General features: G+C 49.7%; 19 protein-coding genes. 18 read left to right on the forward strand and 1 reads right to left on the reverse strand.

Annotated elements, in window-relative coordinates; translation table 11 throughout:
- The first annotated feature begins 428 nt into the window (after positions 1 to 428).
- From AC3WTP_RS22550 to mtnA, 5 genes are all read left to right on the forward strand, one after another.
- Positions 429 to 1,541: a sugar ABC transporter substrate-binding protein gene (locus AC3WTP_RS22550; RefSeq protein ID WP_492396871.1), complete on the forward strand. Its 1,113-nt coding sequence runs from the start codon at positions 429 to 431 to the stop codon at positions 1,539 to 1,541.
- A gap of 94 nt (positions 1,542 to 1,635) precedes the next feature.
- The gene (locus AC3WTP_RS22555; RefSeq protein ID WP_492396899.1) at positions 1,636 to 3,150 is read left to right on the forward strand and encodes a sugar ABC transporter ATP-binding protein; all 1,515 of its coding nucleotides are present in this window, start codon (positions 1,636 to 1,638) and stop codon (positions 3,148 to 3,150) included.
- Positions 3,151 to 3,152: 2 nt separating this feature from the next.
- Positions 3,153 to 4,151, forward strand: coding sequence for an ABC transporter permease (locus AC3WTP_RS22560; protein ID WP_492396900.1), 999 nt, complete (start codon positions 3,153 to 3,155; stop codon positions 4,149 to 4,151).
- 21 nt (positions 4,152 to 4,172) lie between these two features.
- Positions 4,173 to 5,405 carry an S-methyl-5-thioribose kinase gene (mtnK, locus tag AC3WTP_RS22565; RefSeq protein ID WP_492396872.1) on the forward strand — a complete coding sequence of 411 codons (1,233 nt, stop codon included), beginning with the start codon at positions 4,173 to 4,175 and terminating at the stop codon, positions 5,403 to 5,405.
- A gap of 101 nt (positions 5,406 to 5,506) precedes the next feature.
- Complete coding sequence (gene mtnA, locus AC3WTP_RS22570) at positions 5,507 to 6,580, forward strand: S-methyl-5-thioribose-1-phosphate isomerase (protein ID WP_492396901.1); 1,074 nt, start codon at positions 5,507 to 5,509, stop codon at positions 6,578 to 6,580.
- A 70-nt stretch (positions 6,581 to 6,650) separates the two neighbouring features.
- Here mtnA and AC3WTP_RS22575 read toward each other — a convergent pair whose 3' ends face one another.
- On the reverse strand, positions 6,651 to 7,412 hold the full coding sequence (locus AC3WTP_RS22575; protein WP_492396873.1) for a DeoR/GlpR family DNA-binding transcription regulator: 762 nt from the start codon (positions 7,410 to 7,412) through the stop codon (positions 6,651 to 6,653).
- Between the two features lie 272 nt (positions 7,413 to 7,684).
- Here AC3WTP_RS22575 and AC3WTP_RS22580 point away from each other — a divergent pair, with 272 nt between their 5' ends.
- The 13 genes from AC3WTP_RS22580 (at position 7,685) to AC3WTP_RS22640 (ending at position 17,244) form a co-directional block, all read left to right on the forward strand.
- Complete coding sequence (locus AC3WTP_RS22580; RefSeq protein ID WP_492396874.1) at positions 7,685 to 8,545, forward strand: class II aldolase/adducin family protein; 861 nt, start codon at positions 7,685 to 7,687, stop codon at positions 8,543 to 8,545.
- Positions 8,546 to 8,557: 12 nt separating this feature from the next.
- Positions 8,558 to 10,111 carry an aldehyde dehydrogenase family protein gene (locus AC3WTP_RS22585; RefSeq protein ID WP_492396875.1) on the forward strand — a complete coding sequence of 518 codons (1,554 nt, stop codon included), beginning with the start codon at positions 8,558 to 8,560 and terminating at the stop codon, positions 10,109 to 10,111.
- 9 nt (positions 10,112 to 10,120) lie between these two features.
- On the forward strand, positions 10,121 to 10,444 hold the full coding sequence (locus AC3WTP_RS22590) for a BMC domain-containing protein (protein WP_492396876.1): 324 nt from the start codon (positions 10,121 to 10,123) through the stop codon (positions 10,442 to 10,444).
- A gap of 30 nt (positions 10,445 to 10,474) precedes the next feature.
- On the forward strand, positions 10,475 to 10,747 hold the full coding sequence (locus tag AC3WTP_RS22595) for a BMC domain-containing protein (RefSeq protein ID WP_492396877.1): 273 nt from the start codon (positions 10,475 to 10,477) through the stop codon (positions 10,745 to 10,747).
- A 14-nt stretch (positions 10,748 to 10,761) separates the two neighbouring features.
- Complete coding sequence (locus AC3WTP_RS22600; RefSeq protein WP_492396878.1) at positions 10,762 to 11,163, forward strand: BMC domain-containing protein; 402 nt, start codon at positions 10,762 to 10,764, stop codon at positions 11,161 to 11,163.
- Positions 11,164 to 11,194: 31 nt separating this feature from the next.
- Positions 11,195 to 11,470, forward strand: coding sequence for a BMC domain-containing protein (locus AC3WTP_RS22605; protein ID WP_458570570.1), 276 nt, complete (start codon positions 11,195 to 11,197; stop codon positions 11,468 to 11,470).
- A gap of 69 nt (positions 11,471 to 11,539) precedes the next feature.
- Positions 11,540 to 11,815, forward strand: coding sequence for a BMC domain-containing protein (locus AC3WTP_RS22610; protein WP_492396879.1), 276 nt, complete (start codon positions 11,540 to 11,542; stop codon positions 11,813 to 11,815).
- 14 nt (positions 11,816 to 11,829) lie between these two features.
- Entirely contained in the window at positions 11,830 to 12,501 is a 672-nt protein-coding gene (pduL, locus tag AC3WTP_RS22615; protein ID WP_492396880.1) for a phosphate propanoyltransferase, read from the forward strand.
- A gap of 17 nt (positions 12,502 to 12,518) precedes the next feature.
- On the forward strand, positions 12,519 to 12,785 hold the full coding sequence (locus AC3WTP_RS22620) for a EutN/CcmL family microcompartment protein (protein WP_492396881.1): 267 nt from the start codon (positions 12,519 to 12,521) through the stop codon (positions 12,783 to 12,785).
- 18 nt (positions 12,786 to 12,803) lie between these two features.
- A complete protein-coding gene (locus AC3WTP_RS22625; protein ID WP_492396882.1) occupies positions 12,804 to 14,135 on the forward strand; it encodes a CoA-disulfide reductase in 1,332 nt (443 codons plus the stop codon).
- Positions 14,136 to 14,418: 283 nt separating this feature from the next.
- Entirely contained in the window at positions 14,419 to 15,273 is an 855-nt protein-coding gene (locus AC3WTP_RS22630; protein ID WP_492396883.1) for a CoA transferase subunit A, read from the forward strand.
- Positions 15,270 to 16,001 carry a CoA-transferase subunit beta gene (locus tag AC3WTP_RS22635; protein WP_492396884.1) on the forward strand — a complete coding sequence of 244 codons (732 nt, stop codon included), beginning with the start codon at positions 15,270 to 15,272 and terminating at the stop codon, positions 15,999 to 16,001. The genes AC3WTP_RS22630 and AC3WTP_RS22635 overlap by 4 nt, the downstream gene beginning before the upstream one ends.
- A gap of 124 nt (positions 16,002 to 16,125) precedes the next feature.
- On the forward strand, positions 16,126 to 17,244 hold the full coding sequence (locus AC3WTP_RS22640) for a PucR family transcriptional regulator (protein ID WP_492396885.1): 1,119 nt from the start codon (positions 16,126 to 16,128) through the stop codon (positions 17,242 to 17,244).
- The last annotated feature ends 109 nt before the right edge of the window (positions 17,245 to 17,353 follow it).

Genomic DNA, 17,353 nt, shown 5'->3' on the forward strand with positions numbered 1-17,353 from the left:
AGCCATTAGCTCAGTTGGTAGAGCACCTGACTTTTAATCAGGGTGTCGAAGGTTCGAGTCCTTCATGGCTCACCAGTTTATGAACTTACAGCAGTTTTGAGGGAAACCTTAAAACTGCTTTTTTTTTATTCTAATTACTTCAATTTTAAGGTTCATCTTTCCATCTCATGATGAGATCGAAGATGAGCCTTTTTATATTTTCTCTAGCTCAATATAAAATAGAGTATTTATATATTCGTGAACAAATATGGGATTAGATGTAATAAAACCATACAAAACAGATATAAAGTAATCAAAACTACATAAAAAACAATAAATTTTCGTTGTAAACCAAGTATTTCCATGCTAAAATTCTGCCATGAACATTACATGTTCTGGTAATCAACAAGGCATTAGTAGAGTCATAACTTGATTAAGGGGGTTTAGTGTTGAAGAGACAATTGTTCAGTAAGATGCTGCTTTCACTAATGGTAGTAGTTCTGGTTGCTACAGGCTGCTCCACGGGCGACGGTGGAAGCAAAGGCTCAAAAGGGACAACCGCGGTTGAAGGAGTACCTGATAAGGTCGCAAAAGATGATCAAGTGAAGATTATGGTTATTCGCAAGATTGGCGGCGATGATCATACGGCTCAGTTCTTGGCTGGCGCTAAGGAAGAAGGAGAGTCTATGGGATTCACAGTTGATACCTTCTCAGCGAATGGTGATACTGCTAAGTTCCATGATGCTATTGCCCAATCGCTTGAGAAAGATTATGACGGTTTCATTATCTCGCATGGTGATGATGAAGCGACAATTGAAGATGTGAAGAAGATTCGAGAGAAGGGAATTCCAGTTGTAACGTACGACTCTATTGGCGGTCTGGCCGATATTGAAGGCGTAACGCTTACTTCTCAGGATGATGAGAACTTGGCCAAGCTCGCATTGGATGAGATGCATAAAGGGCTTAAAGGCCAAGGCAAGATCGTCTATCTATGGGTAGACGGTTTCCCGCCAATGGTAAGACGCAACGCGATCTATCAGCAATTTTTGACGGCCAACCCTGGTTATGAGGAGATCGATCGATTCGGTATTGCTGCTGCTGATACTTCAGTTCAGACACAGAATGCTGTAGCTGCAATGCTGACGAAGTATCCGAAAGGCGAGATCGACGGCATATTTGCAACATGGGATGCCTTTGCTATCGGAGCGAATCGAGCTATCAAAGAAGCAGGCCGTGATGAAGTTAAAATCTTCGGTATCGACGTATCGAATGCCGACCTTCAAGCGATGCAAGAAGACAAGAGCCCATGGGTAGCTACAGCAGCCGTTGATCCGAAGATTATCGGTGCGGTTAACCTCCGTATTCTTGCGAAGAAGATTGCAGAGGAAGAGACACCAGCAGTATACAATCTGGCTGCAACGATGATTACACAAGAGAAGCTGAAAGGCTCCTCCGAAGCAGTGAACATGGTGAATCTGGCTAGCATTATTCCGGGATGGGGCGTCAGCACAGAGTTTGAAGAAGGCTGGATGAAGAAGCTGAAGGAAGCTAATAAAAAGTAGTCCGCAGCAATAGAATAGTACATCAGCAGGCAGGGAAGCAGTTATGAGAACGTTTTCCTGCCTGCCTACAAAGTACCTGTTAGAGGGTGAAGCTATGGGGGCAGTGAACGCAATCGAACTGCAGATGAAGAACATAACGATCGAGTTCCCAGGTGTCAAAGCATTAAATAATGTTTTCTTCAGCACGATGACAGGAAGTTCTCATGCTTTAATCGGTGCGAATGGCGCTGGAAAGTCAACGCTGATGAAGGTGTTATCAGGGGTCTACAATCACTATTCAGGCCAGATCTATATCGATGGTCAAGAAGTTCATATTCGCAGCCCAAGAGACGCGAAGGAACTGGGTATTCAGATCGTTTATCAAGAAGTAGACACCGCATTAGTCCCTTACTTGACGGTGGGCGAGAACATCATGCTGGATCACATGGTCAATGACATGGGGAAGCAGCAAATCGTTTCATGGAGCCAGACTCATAAGCGCGCGCAGGAAATATTGAACAGGATTAACGTCAAAGTATCCTCGAAGAAGCTAGTAAGTCAACTGACACTAGCAGAGAAGCAAATGGTGTTAATAGCAAGGGCTATATCGAAGACATGCAGATTTCTAATACTCGATGAGCCTACAGCGCCATTAAGCCATGCTGAGACGCAAGAGCTGTTCCGCATCGTACGAGAGTTGAAAAGAGAAAATGTCGGCGTGATTTTTATTTCTCACCGTCTGCCCGAATTGTTCGAAATATGCGATGACATTACCGTCATGAGGGACGGTGAATTCGTCGTTAGAGAGAAGATTGCGGATGTGACGCAGAATCACGTCGTAGAACATATGCTTGGCAGATCACTGGGTGATCAGTTTCCGAAGGTAAGGGTTGAACTTGGTGAAACCATGTTTGAGGTGAAGCAGTTCAGCGATCGGGATAAAGTTCAGCCTATTGATATGTATTTAAGAAAGGGAGAAATTATCGGAATCGCAGGCTTGGTAGGCGCGGGCAAGACTGAGCTGTGCAAAGCGCTGTTTGGCGCATCGGCATCTGTCTCAGGCGAGCTGCATCTTCACGGCAAGAAGCTCAGTATCCGCAATCCCCATGACGCGATGAAGCAGGGCATAGCCCTAGTGCCGGAGGAACGTCGCAAAGAAGGGATACTGGTCAGCGAATCTGTTGCTGTCAATATCACAGCAGTCAATCTGAAGAAGTTCTGCAGCATGAATACGTGGTTGCGATTTAAGAAGGAGAAGGAAGCAGCGCGTACGATCATTCAGGATCTGGGCATCAAGACTCCGAGTGAGAATACCAAGGTGCAGAATCTATCAGGAGGCAATCAGCAGAAGGTTGCGATCGGCAAATGGCTGATTACCGATGCGGAAGTGTACATATTTGACGAGCCGACTAAAGGCGTCGATGTCGGAGCGAAGAAGGATATATTCGAGCTTATCTTTCAACTGGCTGAACGGGGAAAATGCATTCTATATGCATCTTGCGAGCTGTCGGAAATTATCGGCATTACGGACCGGACCTATGTATTGTATGACGGCATGCTAGTCAAAGAGCTGGAGACGAGCCGCACGAATGAAGAAGAGTTGCTGTACTACTCTACGGGAGGAAAATAATGATGAGCACTGCTAAGACTATTCAAACTAATAAAGCTCCCAAATCGTTTGATCTATTCGACTTCCTGTATCGATATGGAACGATCATCACGATTGGCATCTTGATTGTTGTATTTGGCTTGACATCGGACAGCTTTCTTCAGCCTTCTAACTTAGTCAACATTCTGCGTTCTATTTCTATCGTTACGATTATATCTATCGGAATAACAATCTCCCTATCTGTAGGAGGATTCGACCTATCGGTAGGCTCAGTAGCCTCACTCGCGAATGCGGTCGTCATCTCTATGTTTGTATGGCACGGCATGAGCGTAGGCTTGGGTATTGTAACCGCTATTCTCGTTTGCATAGTGGTGGGATTGATCAATGCCTTCATGATCGTGAAGCTAAAGATTACGGATATGCTGATGACCCTAGCTACAATGTTCGTGGTACAGGGAATCGCGCTTACTTATACACGCGGTGCGACGGTATCACAGAACATGGTTATGCCGGACGGAAGCTTCTCGACTGGAACGATCAGTCCTTTCTTCTCGAAGATCGGTCAAGTGCCTTGGATCATCCTGATTATGCTCGTCATCGTCATCATCGTTCACATCTTCCTCACCTATACGAAGCATGGTCGTTATATGTATGTGATCGGCGGCAATATGGAAGCGGCGAAGCTATCAGGTATCTCGGTCAATAAATACCGAGTGGCGGCGTATATCTTATCCGCGATGTTCGCAGCCATCGGCGGTATTATGCTGGGCGCTCGCGTCATGACAGCTGAAGTAAATTCGGGAGCGCCATATCTCATGGACTCGGTTGCAGCAGCGTATATTGGATTCTCCGTGCTCGGCGCTGGTAAGCCGAATGCAATCGGGACGTTCGTAGGGGCAGTGTTGATCGGGATTTTACAAAATGGATTGGTTATGATGAGCGTCCCGTACTATGCCATGGATATTGTGAAGGGTACTGTATTGGCGTTTGCCTTGGCGTTGACTTATTACAAGAAGAAGTAGCGATTAGGGGAGGTAATTCGAATGAATCAGTTCACTCATTATTTCACCATGAAAGAACCCGATGTCGTACAATACGCGTTAACGCAGCTTGATTACTTCGATGAAGGCGCGGAGCTGACATGCAAAGAGATAGGCGATGGCAATCTGAACTATGTATTCCGTCTTGTGGATACCCGTACGAATAAATCTATTATTATCAAGCAGGCAGGACCTGTTGCTCGCATATCTGATGAGTTCATCGTATCTCCCGATCGCAATCGGATTGAAAGTGAGATATTGAAGCTTCAGCACGAGCTCGCACCAGGCCTTGTTCCTATCATGTACAAGTATGATCCGATTATGAACTGCTGTGTGATGGAGGATCTGTCCGATCACGAGATTATGAGAAAGGCGCTGCTCGATCATAAGCAGTTTCCGATGTTCGCGGAGCATATCTCTACTTTTATGGCGAGTACGCTGCTGCTGACATCTGACATCGTCATGAACCATAAAGAGAAGAAAGAACAGTTGAAGCGATTCATTAATCCCGATCTATGCGAGATCTCGGAGGATCTTGTTTATACAGAGCCATTTTACGATTGTCCTCGGAACGATATATTCGAGCCGACGCGTGAATTCGCGAAGTCTTACTTGTGGGAAGATGAAGAGCTGCTGCTGGAGACGGCGAAGCTTAAATTCGAGTTTATGAATCATGCGCAAGCCTTGCTGCATGGTGACCTGCACTCGGGCTCGATCTTTATCAAGGAAGATTCAACGAAGATTATCGATCCGGAATTCGCATTCTACGGTCCAGCTGGGTATGATGTCGGCAATGTAATTGCGCATCTATTATTCGCTTATGTCAATGCGGATAGCGTGATGAAAGACGAGGCAGCAAGAGAACAGCAGAAGGCTTGGCTGATCACATGCATGGTAGACGTCATTAACTTGTTCCGTGAAAAATTCATGAGGCTATATCAGGAAGCTGCGACAGATCGTGTAGCGAAGATTCCGGGATTCGACACTTACTATTTGAGCGGAATTATTTCCGATGCGGCAGCTGTAGCTGGTATGGAACTTATACGCCGAATTATTGGTCTGGCAGGTGTGAAGGATGTGGCTTCTATCGCTGATCAGACGGCAAGAGCTCGTGCGGAGAAGCTGCTGCTCGTGATCGGGAAGACCTTCATTATGCAGCGCGCCAGCATTCGCACTGGCGACGATTTCAAACAGATCGTTGACGATGTGATAGCAGACAGCAAGATTGTGAGCTAGTTGAGCTTGTTGAGCTAGATAGATTAGCTAGATAGATTAACTAGGTAGCTTAGTTAAGCTCGTTAACTTCAAGTGATAAGCTTCGGGAGGGATATGACATGATGAGCAGCGACACCACATCAATTACGATGATTCAATCTGTTGTACTGGATGACGAGCACGATACACTGGTCATATTGGATCAGACGCTGTTGCCGAATGAGAAGGTGTTCTTGCGGCTGACAGAGCTTAAGGATATATGGGATGCGATATTCAAGCTGAAGGTGCGCGGTGCTCCAGCGATCGGAATAGCTGCGGCGTATGGCTTGTACTTAGGCGCAAAGCGTTCCAAGGCTGAAACGTTCGAGCAGCTGTGCCAGGATGTTAAGGAGGTTAAGGATTATCTCGCCTCCTCCAGACCGACAGCCGTTAATCTGTTCTGGGCGCTGGACCGGATGGAAGCGCGCTTGCTGCGCGAGGCTGACAAGACCGTAGCCGAGATCAAGGAAGCGCTGCGCGAGGAGTCAGAGGCGATCCGCGCTGAAGACGAGATCGTATGCGAGAGCATCGGCAAGTACGCGCTGTCTCTGCTGGAGCCGAACTGGGGACTGCTGACGCATTGTAATGCAGGCGCTATTGCAACGGCCAAGTATGGTACGGCATTGGCTCCAATATACCTGGGACAGGAGCATGGCTATCAGTTCAAGGTGTTCGCGGATGAGACGAGACCGCTCTTGCAGGGTGCAAGGCTGACAGCGTGGGAGCTGAAGGAAGCGGGAGTAGATGTCACGTTAATCTGCGATAATATGTCCTCGATCGTGATGAAGGAAGGTAAAGTGCAGGCGGTGCTCGTCGGCTGCGACCGCGTCGCGGCTAACGGTGATACTGCCAACAAGATCGGCACATCTGCCGTGGCGATTCTCGCAAAGCACTACGGCATACCGTTCTATGTATGCTCGCCGCTGTCTACAATCGACTTGAAATGCGAGACCGGCGACGATATTCATATCGAGCTGCGCGCCGACGAAGAAGTGACGTCGCAATGGTATGAGAAGCCGATGGCGCCTGCGGGTGTGCAGGTGTATAATCCTGCATTTGACGTAACGGATCATTCGCTGATCAGCGCTATCATTACACAGAACGGTATTGCATATCCGCCGTTCAACGTAAGCTTGCCAAAGATGTTTGAGAGCTAATAAATGATAAAGCCCGCTCTATACGAATCTGCTGGATGCAGACTCCTAGGGCGGGCTTTATTCGAATTCATTAGTCGCACTCATGCAAGGATATGCCGTTCTGCTCCAGATGGCGATGCCAGTCTGGAGATAAGGCTTGATCAACAATGAGCGTATCGATCTGATCAAAGCCGCATATGCTGGCAAACGATGTGCGATCAAACTTCGTGTAGTCGGCAATGAGGTACGCTTTGTTGGCACGCTCGACGGCTAGACGGCGCACTTCCGCCTGCTGCTCATTCGAATCCGTTATGCCATGCTGCATGCTGATCGAACGGCAAGAGATGAAAGCTAGGTCGAAATAATAGCTTTGTATGCTTAGCTCGGTGTTGCGTCCCAAGCTGGACATGGAGGACGGAGAGATGCTGCCGCCCAGAATGACGAGATGCACGCTGGTGCTGTCGATCAATGCGTTAACGATCTTAATTGAGTTCGTTACGATCGTAATTCGTTTGTCACGAAGCATATTGGCAATGTACAGCGATGTTGAAGAGGCATCAAGAAAGATCGAGTCCCCGTTATTAATAAACTGTACGCACTTCTCGGCAATCTTCTTCTTGCCTTCCACATGTATATGCTCTCGCAAATTAAAGTTCACATCATTCTGAACACCGTCTGAAATGTAGGCACCGCCATATGTACGAGTAAGCACACCCTCGTCTTCCAGCTGCTTGAGATCCCTGCGAATCGTTTCCTCTGTAACCGAGAACAATCCAGCCAACTCGGAAACGGTCACATTCTTCTTCTCTAATATGATTTCTTTGATCTTGGACTTTCTTGCTATAGGCAGCATAGGATCACGTACTTTCCATTAATGTTGTGGAATTTACAACATTATACCATATTTGTTTGGTTTGTGGTTGAGGTGAGATGACGTTATTTTAAGGACAAATTGGGATGGAAACCTTGTGTTTTGAGTATTTGTGGCGTATTTGATCCAGAATGGAGCGGTTAAACATATAAAAACCACAAAAAACAAAATAAATAATTGACAAACTATGTATAAAGTAAGAAAATCAAGTCATCAACAGAAACAGGCATTATATACCAATAGGAAGTGATTGTATGATAGAGAAGACTTCAGCTTATCTTTCTGACTATGAAGCGAAGAAGATGATATGCGAGATTGGAAGGCGGATGTACAACAAGAATTTTGTCGCGGCTAATGACGGCAACATTACGATAAAGACAGGTCCTAACACGATCTGGGCAACGCCGACCGGGGTAAGCAAAGGATTTATGACACCTGATATGCTGGTCAAGCTGGACCTGAGCGGCAAGGTTCTAGCTGGGAAGCGCAAGCCGTCTTCCGAGATCAAGATGCATCTCCGTGTATACAAGGAGAACCCGAACGTGACAGCGGTTGTACACGCACATCCGCCTGTTGCCACATCGTTCGCCATCGCGGGAATCGATCTTGACAAGGCGGTGTCGCCAGAAGCGGTTGTCATCCTGGGTACGGTGCCAGTCGCACCGTATGCGACACCGGGCACGGAAGAGGTGCCGAATTCGATCGCGCCTTACTGCAAGGACTATAATGCGGTGCTACTTGCGAATCACGGCGCGTTGACATGGGGAACAGACATCATCGAAGCCTATTATCGGATGGAGTCGCTGGAGCATTATGCGCTTATGCTAATGTACTCCGGACGAATTATTAATCAGGCGAATGAGTTGAACTGCAACCAGGTGTCTGATCTGATCTCGATACGCGCGAAGATGGGAATTACGAGCGGCGGAACGCCAGCTTGCAAGTATCCTTCGGATGCTTCAGATGCTTCGGATGTGGAAGGATCTAGACAAGCAGCGGCTACCTCGGAAACACCGGTTGGGTTATCGGAATTATCCGCGAAGGACAAGCAGGACATGATCGAGGCGATCGTAGCGAAGGTAACGGAACAAGTATTGAAGAAACTAAGCCGTTAGGAGTGACCGTACATGAGCGTGAAGTTGACCGAACAAGATGTGCAGAGCATCATTCAAGGCGTCTTGAAGAACATTGGTCAAAGCCTCGGTCAAGCGCAGCCAGAGCCAGCATCACAGCTTGTATCGCAGCAAAAGTCTGCGCTCGCCGCAGCATCGTCGCTTCAAGCCGCTCCTGCAAGTGTGAGCTCTCATCATTCACGAGGCGATTATGGCGTGTTTGAACAGGCGGATGATGCTATTCTTGCGGCTGCTGCCGCGCAGAAGCTGTATGCGAAGAATGGCAAGCTGGCTGAACGGGAGAAGCTGATTCAGGCGATCCGTCAGACGACTCTTGAGCATAAAGAGACGCTGGCGCGGATGATCTGGGAAGAGACATCCTTGGGACGTGTCGAGGATAAGATTGCGAAGCTGGAATTGACGGCGATGAAGACGCCGGGGACAGAGGATCTGAGCACGCAAGCGTGGTCCGGTGACGATGGACTAACCATTGTTGAAGAAGGCCCCTTCGGTCTCGTTGGAGCCGTTACGCCTGTGACGAATCCGGTGGAAACAGTCATCAACAATTCTATCGGATTGTTGGCGGCAGGCAATGCGGTCGTATTCAATGTCCACCCTTCGTCCAAGAGAAGCTGCGCTTACGCAGTTCAGCTGCTGAATAAAGCGATTGTGGCTGCGGGCGGTCCTCTTAACTTGATTACGATGGTGAAGGATCCGAGCAAGGAATCGTTGGATCGCATCACAGAGTCGCCAGAAGTCAAGCTGCTCTTAGGTACTGGCGGACCTGGTTTAGTCAAAGCCTTGCTCAGCTCCGGCAAGAAAGCGATCGGAGCGGGAGCGGGCAATCCCCCGGTTGTCGTGGACGAAACGGCTGACATCGAACGGGCTGCCAAGGCGATCATTGCAGGGGCTTCATTTGAAAATAACATCCTGTGCATCGCGGAGAAGGAAGTGTTCGTGGTGAACAGCGTGGCGGATGATCTCATCTTCCACATGCTGAACCACGGCGCCTATCGTTTGAATCAACGCGAGCTGGAGCAGGTGATGAGCTTCGCGCTTGAGCCGAATGTACGGCAGGTCGCAGGCGGATGCTCACTAGATACGAAGCGGGAATATCACGTCGCGAAGGATTGGATCGGGAAGGACGCATCGCGCTTCCTAGAGAAGATCGGCGTACACGGCAGACAAGACGTGAAGCTGCTCATCTGCGAGGTGGACTTCCATCATCCATTTGTCCAATTGGAACAGATGATGCCGGTTCTGCCGATCGTGCGGACAGCGGACCTGGATGAAGCGATTGAGTTAGCAGTGACAGCGGAGCATGGCAATCGCCATACGGCGATCATGCATTCCACGAACGTTAATCATCTTACGAAGTTCGCACGAGCTGTCGGTACGACGATATTCGTGAAGAATGCGTCATCCTTAGCGGGAGTGGGCTTCGGAGGAGAAGGCTACACAACGATGACGATAGCTGGACCGACGGGAGAAGGATTGACGTCCGCCAAGACGTTTACGCGTAAAGTGCGATGCGTGTTGGCTGAGGGCGGATTCCGAATTATAGGGTAGGTGATAGCCATGACACGCACCGCGATTGGATGTGTAGAGGTTCAAGGATACAGCGTAGCATTAGCTGTGATGGATCAGGCTTGCAAGGCAGCTAATATCACGATACAAGGGATCGATTGCAACAATCCGCCGAATGACAGCCGTGCGAGAATACCCGTTATGATTCAGGTTAAGTTCTCAGGGACAGTCAGCGATGTGCAGGTTGCGCTGGACGTCGCGCGCGAAACAGCATCCCGATATCTGGCCCCGGATGAGATGCTGTTTCATCTTATCCCATCAGGGAGCGCGGAGCTAATGGGGCTGTTGCCGCAGGGGAAGGTCAGTCCGAAGTAGCTTCAGAAGCAGCGGATAAGGGGGAATCCCATGAGAGCGTCTATCGGTATGATCGAAACACGAGGATTCACCTCAGCTTGGCTGGCTGCGGAGATGATGGTGAAATTTGCTTACGTAGAGGTACTTAAGGTTGACAAGTCCGGCGCCGGCTATGTGGCGGTTATCGTCCAAGGCGATATTGAATCGGTGCGAACCGCACTGGAGGTTGGATCGGCGGAAGCTCGTCGGACAGGGGAGCTTATATCCTCCCATATTCTCTACAAGCCAGCGGACGAGCTTGATGTACTGCTCGCTTCGGAGTGAAGGAAGGGAACAGCATGACACATATTGATGCGATTGGAGTAGTGGAGGTGCAGTACTTCTCCACTGCAATTGAAGTGTTGGATGCGATGACGAAGTCAGCGGATGTGCAGTTCCTGACAAGCGAGAAGCTGCTGGGCGGCAGATTGGTAACGGTTATCGTCGGCGGCGGAGTATCGCAAGTCACAGCATCAGTTGAGGCGGCAAGACAGGTATGTGAAGGCAAAGCTAACAATCCGCTGAAGATGAGCTTGGTGATCTCCAAGCCGCATGCAGAGATTATGAAGTTCATCGTTCCAAGTGCTCAAGCAGAGCCTGCGGTTCAGAAAGAGTCCGAAACGATAACGGAACAGGAACAAGGCTTGGTATCGGAAGCTCCGCCTAAGCGGGCAAGAAGCAGGAGACAGCCTAAATCTTAAACCAAATTAAACATTAATGGAGGTAGCAAAGATGAATGAAGCATTGGCTATGATCGAGACGAAAGGTTTAACGGCTGCAATCGAGGCAGCGGATGCGATGTTGAAGGCAGCAAATGTGGAAATCGTCGGTACGGAGAAGATCGGCTCCGGCTTAGTTACCGTATTGGTGAAAGGCGATGTTGGCGCGGTTAAAGCGGCGGCGGAAGTGGGCGCAGAGGCGGCTCAGCGTGTAGGCGAGCTGGTAGCTGTACATGTGATTCCTAGACCGCATCTTGATGTTCAGAAGATGCTGCCGACATTGAAGTAAGTAATACGTTGACTATTTCAATACGTTAGGATCGTTAATCATTAATGCTATTCAGGGGAGGATTATATCATGAGTGAATCTATCGGCATGATCGAAACGAAAGGCTTTATAGCTGCGGTTGAAGCGGCAGACGCGATGCTGAAGGCAGCAAACGTAGAAATCGTCGGCACGGACAAGATCGGCTCCGGACTTGTTACCGTAATCGTAAAAGGCGATGTCGGCGCAGTTAAAGCAGCGGTTGAAGTAGGATCAGAAGCTGCGCAGCGCATTGGCGAATTGGTAGCGGCGCATGTGATTCCAAGACCGCACACTGACGTGCTGAAGATGCTTCCGGGCGTGAAGTAAGCAGGTGATGTGGAATGAACGATAACATGATATCGAATGATCAATGGGTTCAATCGATCACGAAGCTAATCATGGACGAGCTGCAAGCAATCGGACTAACGTCATCTGGCGAGCTGCAGACGGAGGTGCCGGTCGGCGTATCTGCAAGACATGTGCATCTATCCGTGGAACATCTGGAAGTTCTATTTGGCAAAGGAAGCGCATTGACGAAGTATAAGGATATATCACAGCCAGGCCAGTATGCGGCTAATGAGACCGTGACGCTTGTCGGGCCGCATGACGCGATTCAGAGGGTGCGCGTACTGGGACCTTGCCGCGGCAACACGCAGGTAGAGCTTGCGCCAAGCGATGCCCGTAAGCTCGGTATCAAGCCGCCCGTACGCGAGTCGGGAGATCTCGAGAATACGCCTGGCATCCGCATCATCGGTCCAGCGGGCAGCCTGCAGTTGGATCGGGGCTGTATTATCGCCGAACGTCATATTCATATGACGCCGAGCGATGCTGCGGCGTTCGGTGTTCGACATGGACAGCGGGTATCGGTCAGAGTGGAAGGGATTAGAGGCGGCGTCATGGATGGAGTGGCGATCAAAGTGCGGGACAATTATGCATTAGACATGCATATCGATACGGATGACGGCAATGCATTCGGCCTGAAGACGGGAGAACGCCTGCACATTATCAAGTAGAAGCGAGGGCGAGCGGCATGGAGATAGGAAAAGTGGTGGGCAACGTCATATCGACGAACAAATACGATGGGCTTCAAGGCCTCAAGCTGTTAATGGTTGAGATCGGGCTTCATGAAGAGCGACGCATTATTGTGGCTGGGGACACCTTGGGCGCAGGCGTCAATCAATGGGTGCTCGTGTGCCAGGGAAGCAACGTGCAGCACGCGCTCCGCAATCCAGCGCCGCTTGATGCTCTAATAGTGGGAATCATGGATAAGCCTCCTGCCTTGCAGGCAGATCTATAATGTCTGGAGGTGCTGGATATGAAGATCGTGATTATTGGCGGGGTTGCCGCTGGCATGTCGGCAGCGTCCAAGTTAAAACGTACAGACCCAACGGCAGAAGTTGTGGTATATGAGAAAGGCTTGTTCCTCTCATACGGCGCTTGCGGGCTCCCTTATTATGTGTCCGGGGCTAACGATGATTACACGAAGATGATCGCCAGGACACAGGAGCAATTCCATGAAACGGGGATTCGAACAGCGCTGCGGCATGAAGTGCTAAAGGTCGTTCCAGAACAGAAGCAGCTGATGATTAAGGATCTGGAGCAGGACCGCGTATTTCTGGAATCCTACGACAAGCTGATGATAGCAACTGGAACGCACCCTATCGTGCCTCCTATACCAGGGCGCGGGTTAAGCGGCGTTCACGTATTGAAGAGCTTAGAAGATGGCATAGCGCTGCAACAAGCGGTCTCGTCGCCGCAGGTGAACGATGTTGTGATCGTTGGCGGCGGGTATATCGGCATCGAAGTGGCGGAAGCCATGATAGAGCTGGGAAAGAACGTTAGAGTCATCGAGCTGGGAGACCGGCTGCTGAAGACATTTGACAAGGAAATTACGGATATTGCGACCAGAGAGCTCATCTCTAAGGGTGTCATGATTCATCTTGGCGAGAAGGTCGAAGCTCTGCTTGGAGACACTTCTGTACGAGGTATTCAGACCGATCATGCAAGTTACGCAGCGGATCTGGTCATCATGTGCGTAGGCGTTAAGCCTTCTACGCAGTTTCTGAAGGGCTCCGGTATCGCGCTCGCGAAGAACGGAGCGGTTATCATTGACCGTGAGATGCGGACTAACATTGCAGACATCTATTCCGCAGGGGATTGTGCGGAAGTTTATCATAAAGTGATGCAGGAGAATACATTTATTCCGCTCGGTACAACAGCCAACAAGTGCGGCCGTATGGCGGGAACGAATATGCTCGGCAAGCACGAGAAGTTCGTCGGCACACTAGGCAGCGCAGCGATTAAAGTGCTGGGGCTGGAGCTCGCGCGCACGGGAATATCGGAGGAAGATGCCGCGCGATTAGCGATCGAGTATTCGACGGTATTCGTGACAGCAGCCGATCATCCGCGCTATTATCCGACTCCGACTCCGATTCATATTAAGCTGATCACGGAGAAGAAGACGGGGACACTCCTTGGCGCGCAGGCGATAGGGGAGAAGGGTGTCGTACTCCGAATCGATGTGCTGGCAGTCGCTATTCATAACCGAATGACGGCAGCTGAGATGGGCATGGTGGACCTGTGCTACGCTCCGCCATTTGCCGGAGTGTGGGATGCGGTGCATATTGCGTGCAATGCCGTGAAGTAACATACTGCAGGAAGCGAAGCCGTACGAAGCGGACTGAACATCGATAGGTTACGGGTTCGAAACAGAGCTATTGTGCCGCTTTGCGGACCGTAGAGCCGTTATTTCCGGTGATAAGGGGTAAATGGTGAGTTTAGCGGACAATAGTGCCGTTATTGGCTTGGAAACGAGTCATTATAGGCGAAATGTTCATACATAGCGGAATCTCGGTCCGCTTGATAGGCGAAGCAGTTGGTTTTGGGAGAAATAACGGACTGTATGTCCGTTTTTGCGGGGTGGTTCAGTGTTGACGAAAGCTATGAATTCCAAACTTTCTACTATAGAAGAGGCGAGCGCGCTCATCCCGGATGGAGCTGTGCTCGCCTTAGGCGGCAATGTGCTGCATCGCGCACCGATGGCGATGGTACGGGAGCTGATTCGCCAGCGGAAGCGGGACCTGCGCCTGGTGAAGACAGCAGGCGCTCATGATATTGACCTGCTCTGCGCAGCGGGCTGCGTGCATTCGGTGAATGCCGGCTTCGTCTCCTATGAGACGGAATACGGTCTCGCGATGCATTACCGCAAAGCGGTGGAAGCAGGTAAGGTTCAATGCAACGAGCATGCGTGCTACACCGTCATCTGCGCATTGCGCGCAGCGGCAAGCGGAGCGCCGTTCATGCCGGTTGCAGGCTTGAAGGCGGGGGATCTGATCGGCGCTGTGAATTATTTTCAAGTCATACCGGATCCATTCACGAATCAACCGGTAACCGTTGTGAAAGCGATCGTGCCGGATGTGGCTGTCATTCACGTTCAGGAATGCGATGAAGAAGGCAACGCCATCATTCTCGGTCCGGCATATGAAGATGTGCTGATGAGCCGCGCTGCGAAGCAAGTGATCATCACGACGGAGAGAGTTGTTCCCAAGAGTAAGATTCGAATGCGTCCGGAAGCGGTCAGCGTTCCGCATTTCCTGGTGAGCGCTGTCGTTCATGTTCCTAAAGGTGCGGCTCCTTGCTCCTGCGATAAGAGCTATGAAGTGGATCATAAGGCGCTGCAGCAATTTCTGAAGCTGAGGGATGCGGATGGCATTCAAGCTTATGTGAACGGCTATGAAAGAGCTGATCGTCTAAGAACGCTGGCGAGAGGGGGAAGCTCCAGATGAAACCGACTGCGAAACCATATCGCGCAAGCGACATCATGGTATGTGCAATCGCAAGGATGCTGCAGGACGGCGAGAAGGTGTTCCACGGTGTATCCTCGCATTTGCCAATGGTGGCGATGATGTTGGCTAGGCAGCTCCATGCTCCTCGCTTGGTGCATCTCAACATTCCCGGCGGGGTCAATCCGTCTTCGATCAAGCATACATCATACTCCTCTGCTGGAGCAGAGCTGGTTACGTCAGGAGAAGCGATCTTTCCGCTTGAGGAAGTATTCGATCTCTCGATGCGCGGAGGCCTGGATGTTGCCTTTCTCGGCGGAGTTCAATTTGATATCCATGGCAATGTGAACGCCTCCGTAATTGGGAGCTATCATAACCCGAAGGTGCGGCTGCCTGGCGGAGCGGGAAGCGCTGTTCTTATTCCAACAGCCAAGAAAGCTATTATATGGCGCACCAAGCATGATCGCAGAACGTTTGTAGAGCATGTGGACTTCGTCACGACACGCGGCAACCTGTGGAAGATCGTGACTCCTCTATGCATCTTTGAATATGTAAATGGTCAGCTCAAGCTCGACAGTATCCATCCGACTTCTTCATTGGAGGAAGTGATCGAGAATACCGGCTTTACGGTAAGATATGATTCGATCCGGTACACTCCCGAGCCGACGCAGCGCGAGCTGCAGGTACTTAAGCAGATTGATCCTTATGATTATCGCTCGAAAGAGTTTTAACACTTAACGGAACGATTCTTCGTCTAGAACCATTTTCATCGGCCTCTTAGGGTGAAGCACTGTAGCTGTTATGTTACAATGAGTGCAGCAAGAGCTAGAAAGCTGAAGAAATGAGTTGATGAAGATGGACAAGAAAGATCTGCGTGCGCAGATTGAACGGATCATCAATGTATCTTTAGAAGATGCGACCATATCGACTACGGCATGGAGATCGTGGGTTGAGGCGGCGCAAGCTGCAGGACAGCCATCTGCAGTCTCGCCTGAGGTGCTTGTCGAGCATGAGGGTCGCTGTTATATGTTGTGGAAGCACGGCTCACTCAACACAGAGCTGTTGCATTGTGATGCGGTACATCTGCCTATTAAAGAACGTCAATGGCTCGAAATGCTGCTATGGGTAGATATGAACACTCGGAAGAATTCATCAACTGGGGCTGCCGGCGATGAGCACCAGGTAGTCCAATTCGGTCAGTGGATCATGGATCGACTGCAGGAAAGAGATCTGCAGGCGCAGGTGCCGGATACATTTTCGTGGAAGAGCAAGCTGTTTCAATCGGTCGTTCCGTTTCTGCTCGCAGCAGAGCACTCTCACCGTGAAGCGCCCAGCTATTCGTCGCTGTACAAGCTGTTGAAGTCTTACTTTGGCGGTGAAGTGATGGTAGTACCCTTGACGGAGAAAGAATGGTTGATTCTCGTTCCCGAGCATTTAACGCATTCGTATGAGCAGGATGAAGAAGCGGATCATAAGGAAACGATCGAGGAGATGTTGACTTCTTTCTGTTCTGGATTATATGAATTGCTTGCAGCGGAATGGATCGGAGAGAGCCACATGTCCGTAGGGTATCCCTTCTCGCCGATTGTCGGACTTCCAGCCACGGTGTCACAGCTGCGGGAAACGATCTATCTAGGAAGAACATTTCATGTTACGGATTCGATTCATCTCCCTTGGGAAGTACATCTGGAACAACTGGTGTACAGCATTCCAGATGAAGTGCGCAAGCAATTCATGAAACGTGTTGTGACGAAAAATGATAGCTTTACCGATTCCGAGACACTTGCCACTCTGGAAACCTTCTTTCAATTTGATTGCAGCGTAAGTGAAACGGCGAAACGGCTATATATACATCGTAATACATTATTGTATCGATTAGATAAGATTAAGCAGGATACGGGACTGGATGTTCGTACTTTTTCCGATGCTGTTTTGGTAAAGCTCATATTACTATTGTACAAAGTCACGAAATAGGGAAGCGCTTTTTTGTGCAGATTGTGTATAGTCATTTGTACAGGGTTTAGATATGATAAGTATATAAGATTCAACCGATAATCATAAACACACACGTATAAGGGGGAAA

It is taken from the genome of Paenibacillus sp. EB106-04-04-XG159, from assembly GCF_058791835.1.

What these genes read in the sequence shown, in the direction of transcription:
- mtnA (WP_492396901.1), top strand. Translation starts at nt 5,507, where the DNA reads ATGAGCAGCGACACCACATCAATTACGATGATTCAATCTGTTGTACTG.
- AC3WTP_RS22610 (WP_492396879.1), top strand. Translation starts at nt 11,540, where the DNA reads ATGAGTGAATCTATCGGCATGATCGAAACGAAAGGCTTTATAGCTGCG.
- AC3WTP_RS22625 (WP_492396882.1), top strand. Translation starts at nt 12,804, where the DNA reads ATGAAGATCGTGATTATTGGCGGGGTTGCCGCTGGCATGTCGGCAGCG.
- AC3WTP_RS22595 (WP_492396877.1), top strand. Translation starts at nt 10,475, where the DNA reads ATGAGAGCGTCTATCGGTATGATCGAAACACGAGGATTCACCTCAGCT.
- AC3WTP_RS22575 (WP_492396873.1), bottom strand. Translation starts at nt 7,412, where the DNA reads ATGCTGCCTATAGCAAGAAAGTCCAAGATCAAAGAAATCATATTAGAG.
- AC3WTP_RS22635 (WP_492396884.1), top strand. Translation starts at nt 15,270, where the DNA reads ATGAAACCGACTGCGAAACCATATCGCGCAAGCGACATCATGGTATGT.
- pduL (WP_492396880.1), top strand. Translation starts at nt 11,830, where the DNA reads ATGAACGATAACATGATATCGAATGATCAATGGGTTCAATCGATCACG.
- AC3WTP_RS22600 (WP_492396878.1), top strand. Translation starts at nt 10,762, where the DNA reads ATGACACATATTGATGCGATTGGAGTAGTGGAGGTGCAGTACTTCTCC.
- AC3WTP_RS22580 (WP_492396874.1), top strand. Translation starts at nt 7,685, where the DNA reads ATGATAGAGAAGACTTCAGCTTATCTTTCTGACTATGAAGCGAAGAAG.
- AC3WTP_RS22560 (WP_492396900.1), top strand. Translation starts at nt 3,153, where the DNA reads ATGAGCACTGCTAAGACTATTCAAACTAATAAAGCTCCCAAATCGTTT.
- AC3WTP_RS22640 (WP_492396885.1), top strand. Translation starts at nt 16,126, where the DNA reads ATGGACAAGAAAGATCTGCGTGCGCAGATTGAACGGATCATCAATGTA.
- mtnK (WP_492396872.1), top strand. Translation starts at nt 4,173, where the DNA reads ATGAATCAGTTCACTCATTATTTCACCATGAAAGAACCCGATGTCGTA.
- AC3WTP_RS22620 (WP_492396881.1), top strand. Translation starts at nt 12,519, where the DNA reads ATGGAGATAGGAAAAGTGGTGGGCAACGTCATATCGACGAACAAATAC.
- AC3WTP_RS22555 (WP_492396899.1), top strand. Translation starts at nt 1,636, where the DNA reads ATGGGGGCAGTGAACGCAATCGAACTGCAGATGAAGAACATAACGATC.
- AC3WTP_RS22585 (WP_492396875.1), top strand. Translation starts at nt 8,558, where the DNA reads ATGAGCGTGAAGTTGACCGAACAAGATGTGCAGAGCATCATTCAAGGC.
- AC3WTP_RS22590 (WP_492396876.1), top strand. Translation starts at nt 10,121, where the DNA reads ATGACACGCACCGCGATTGGATGTGTAGAGGTTCAAGGATACAGCGTA.
- AC3WTP_RS22605 (WP_458570570.1), top strand. Translation starts at nt 11,195, where the DNA reads ATGAATGAAGCATTGGCTATGATCGAGACGAAAGGTTTAACGGCTGCA.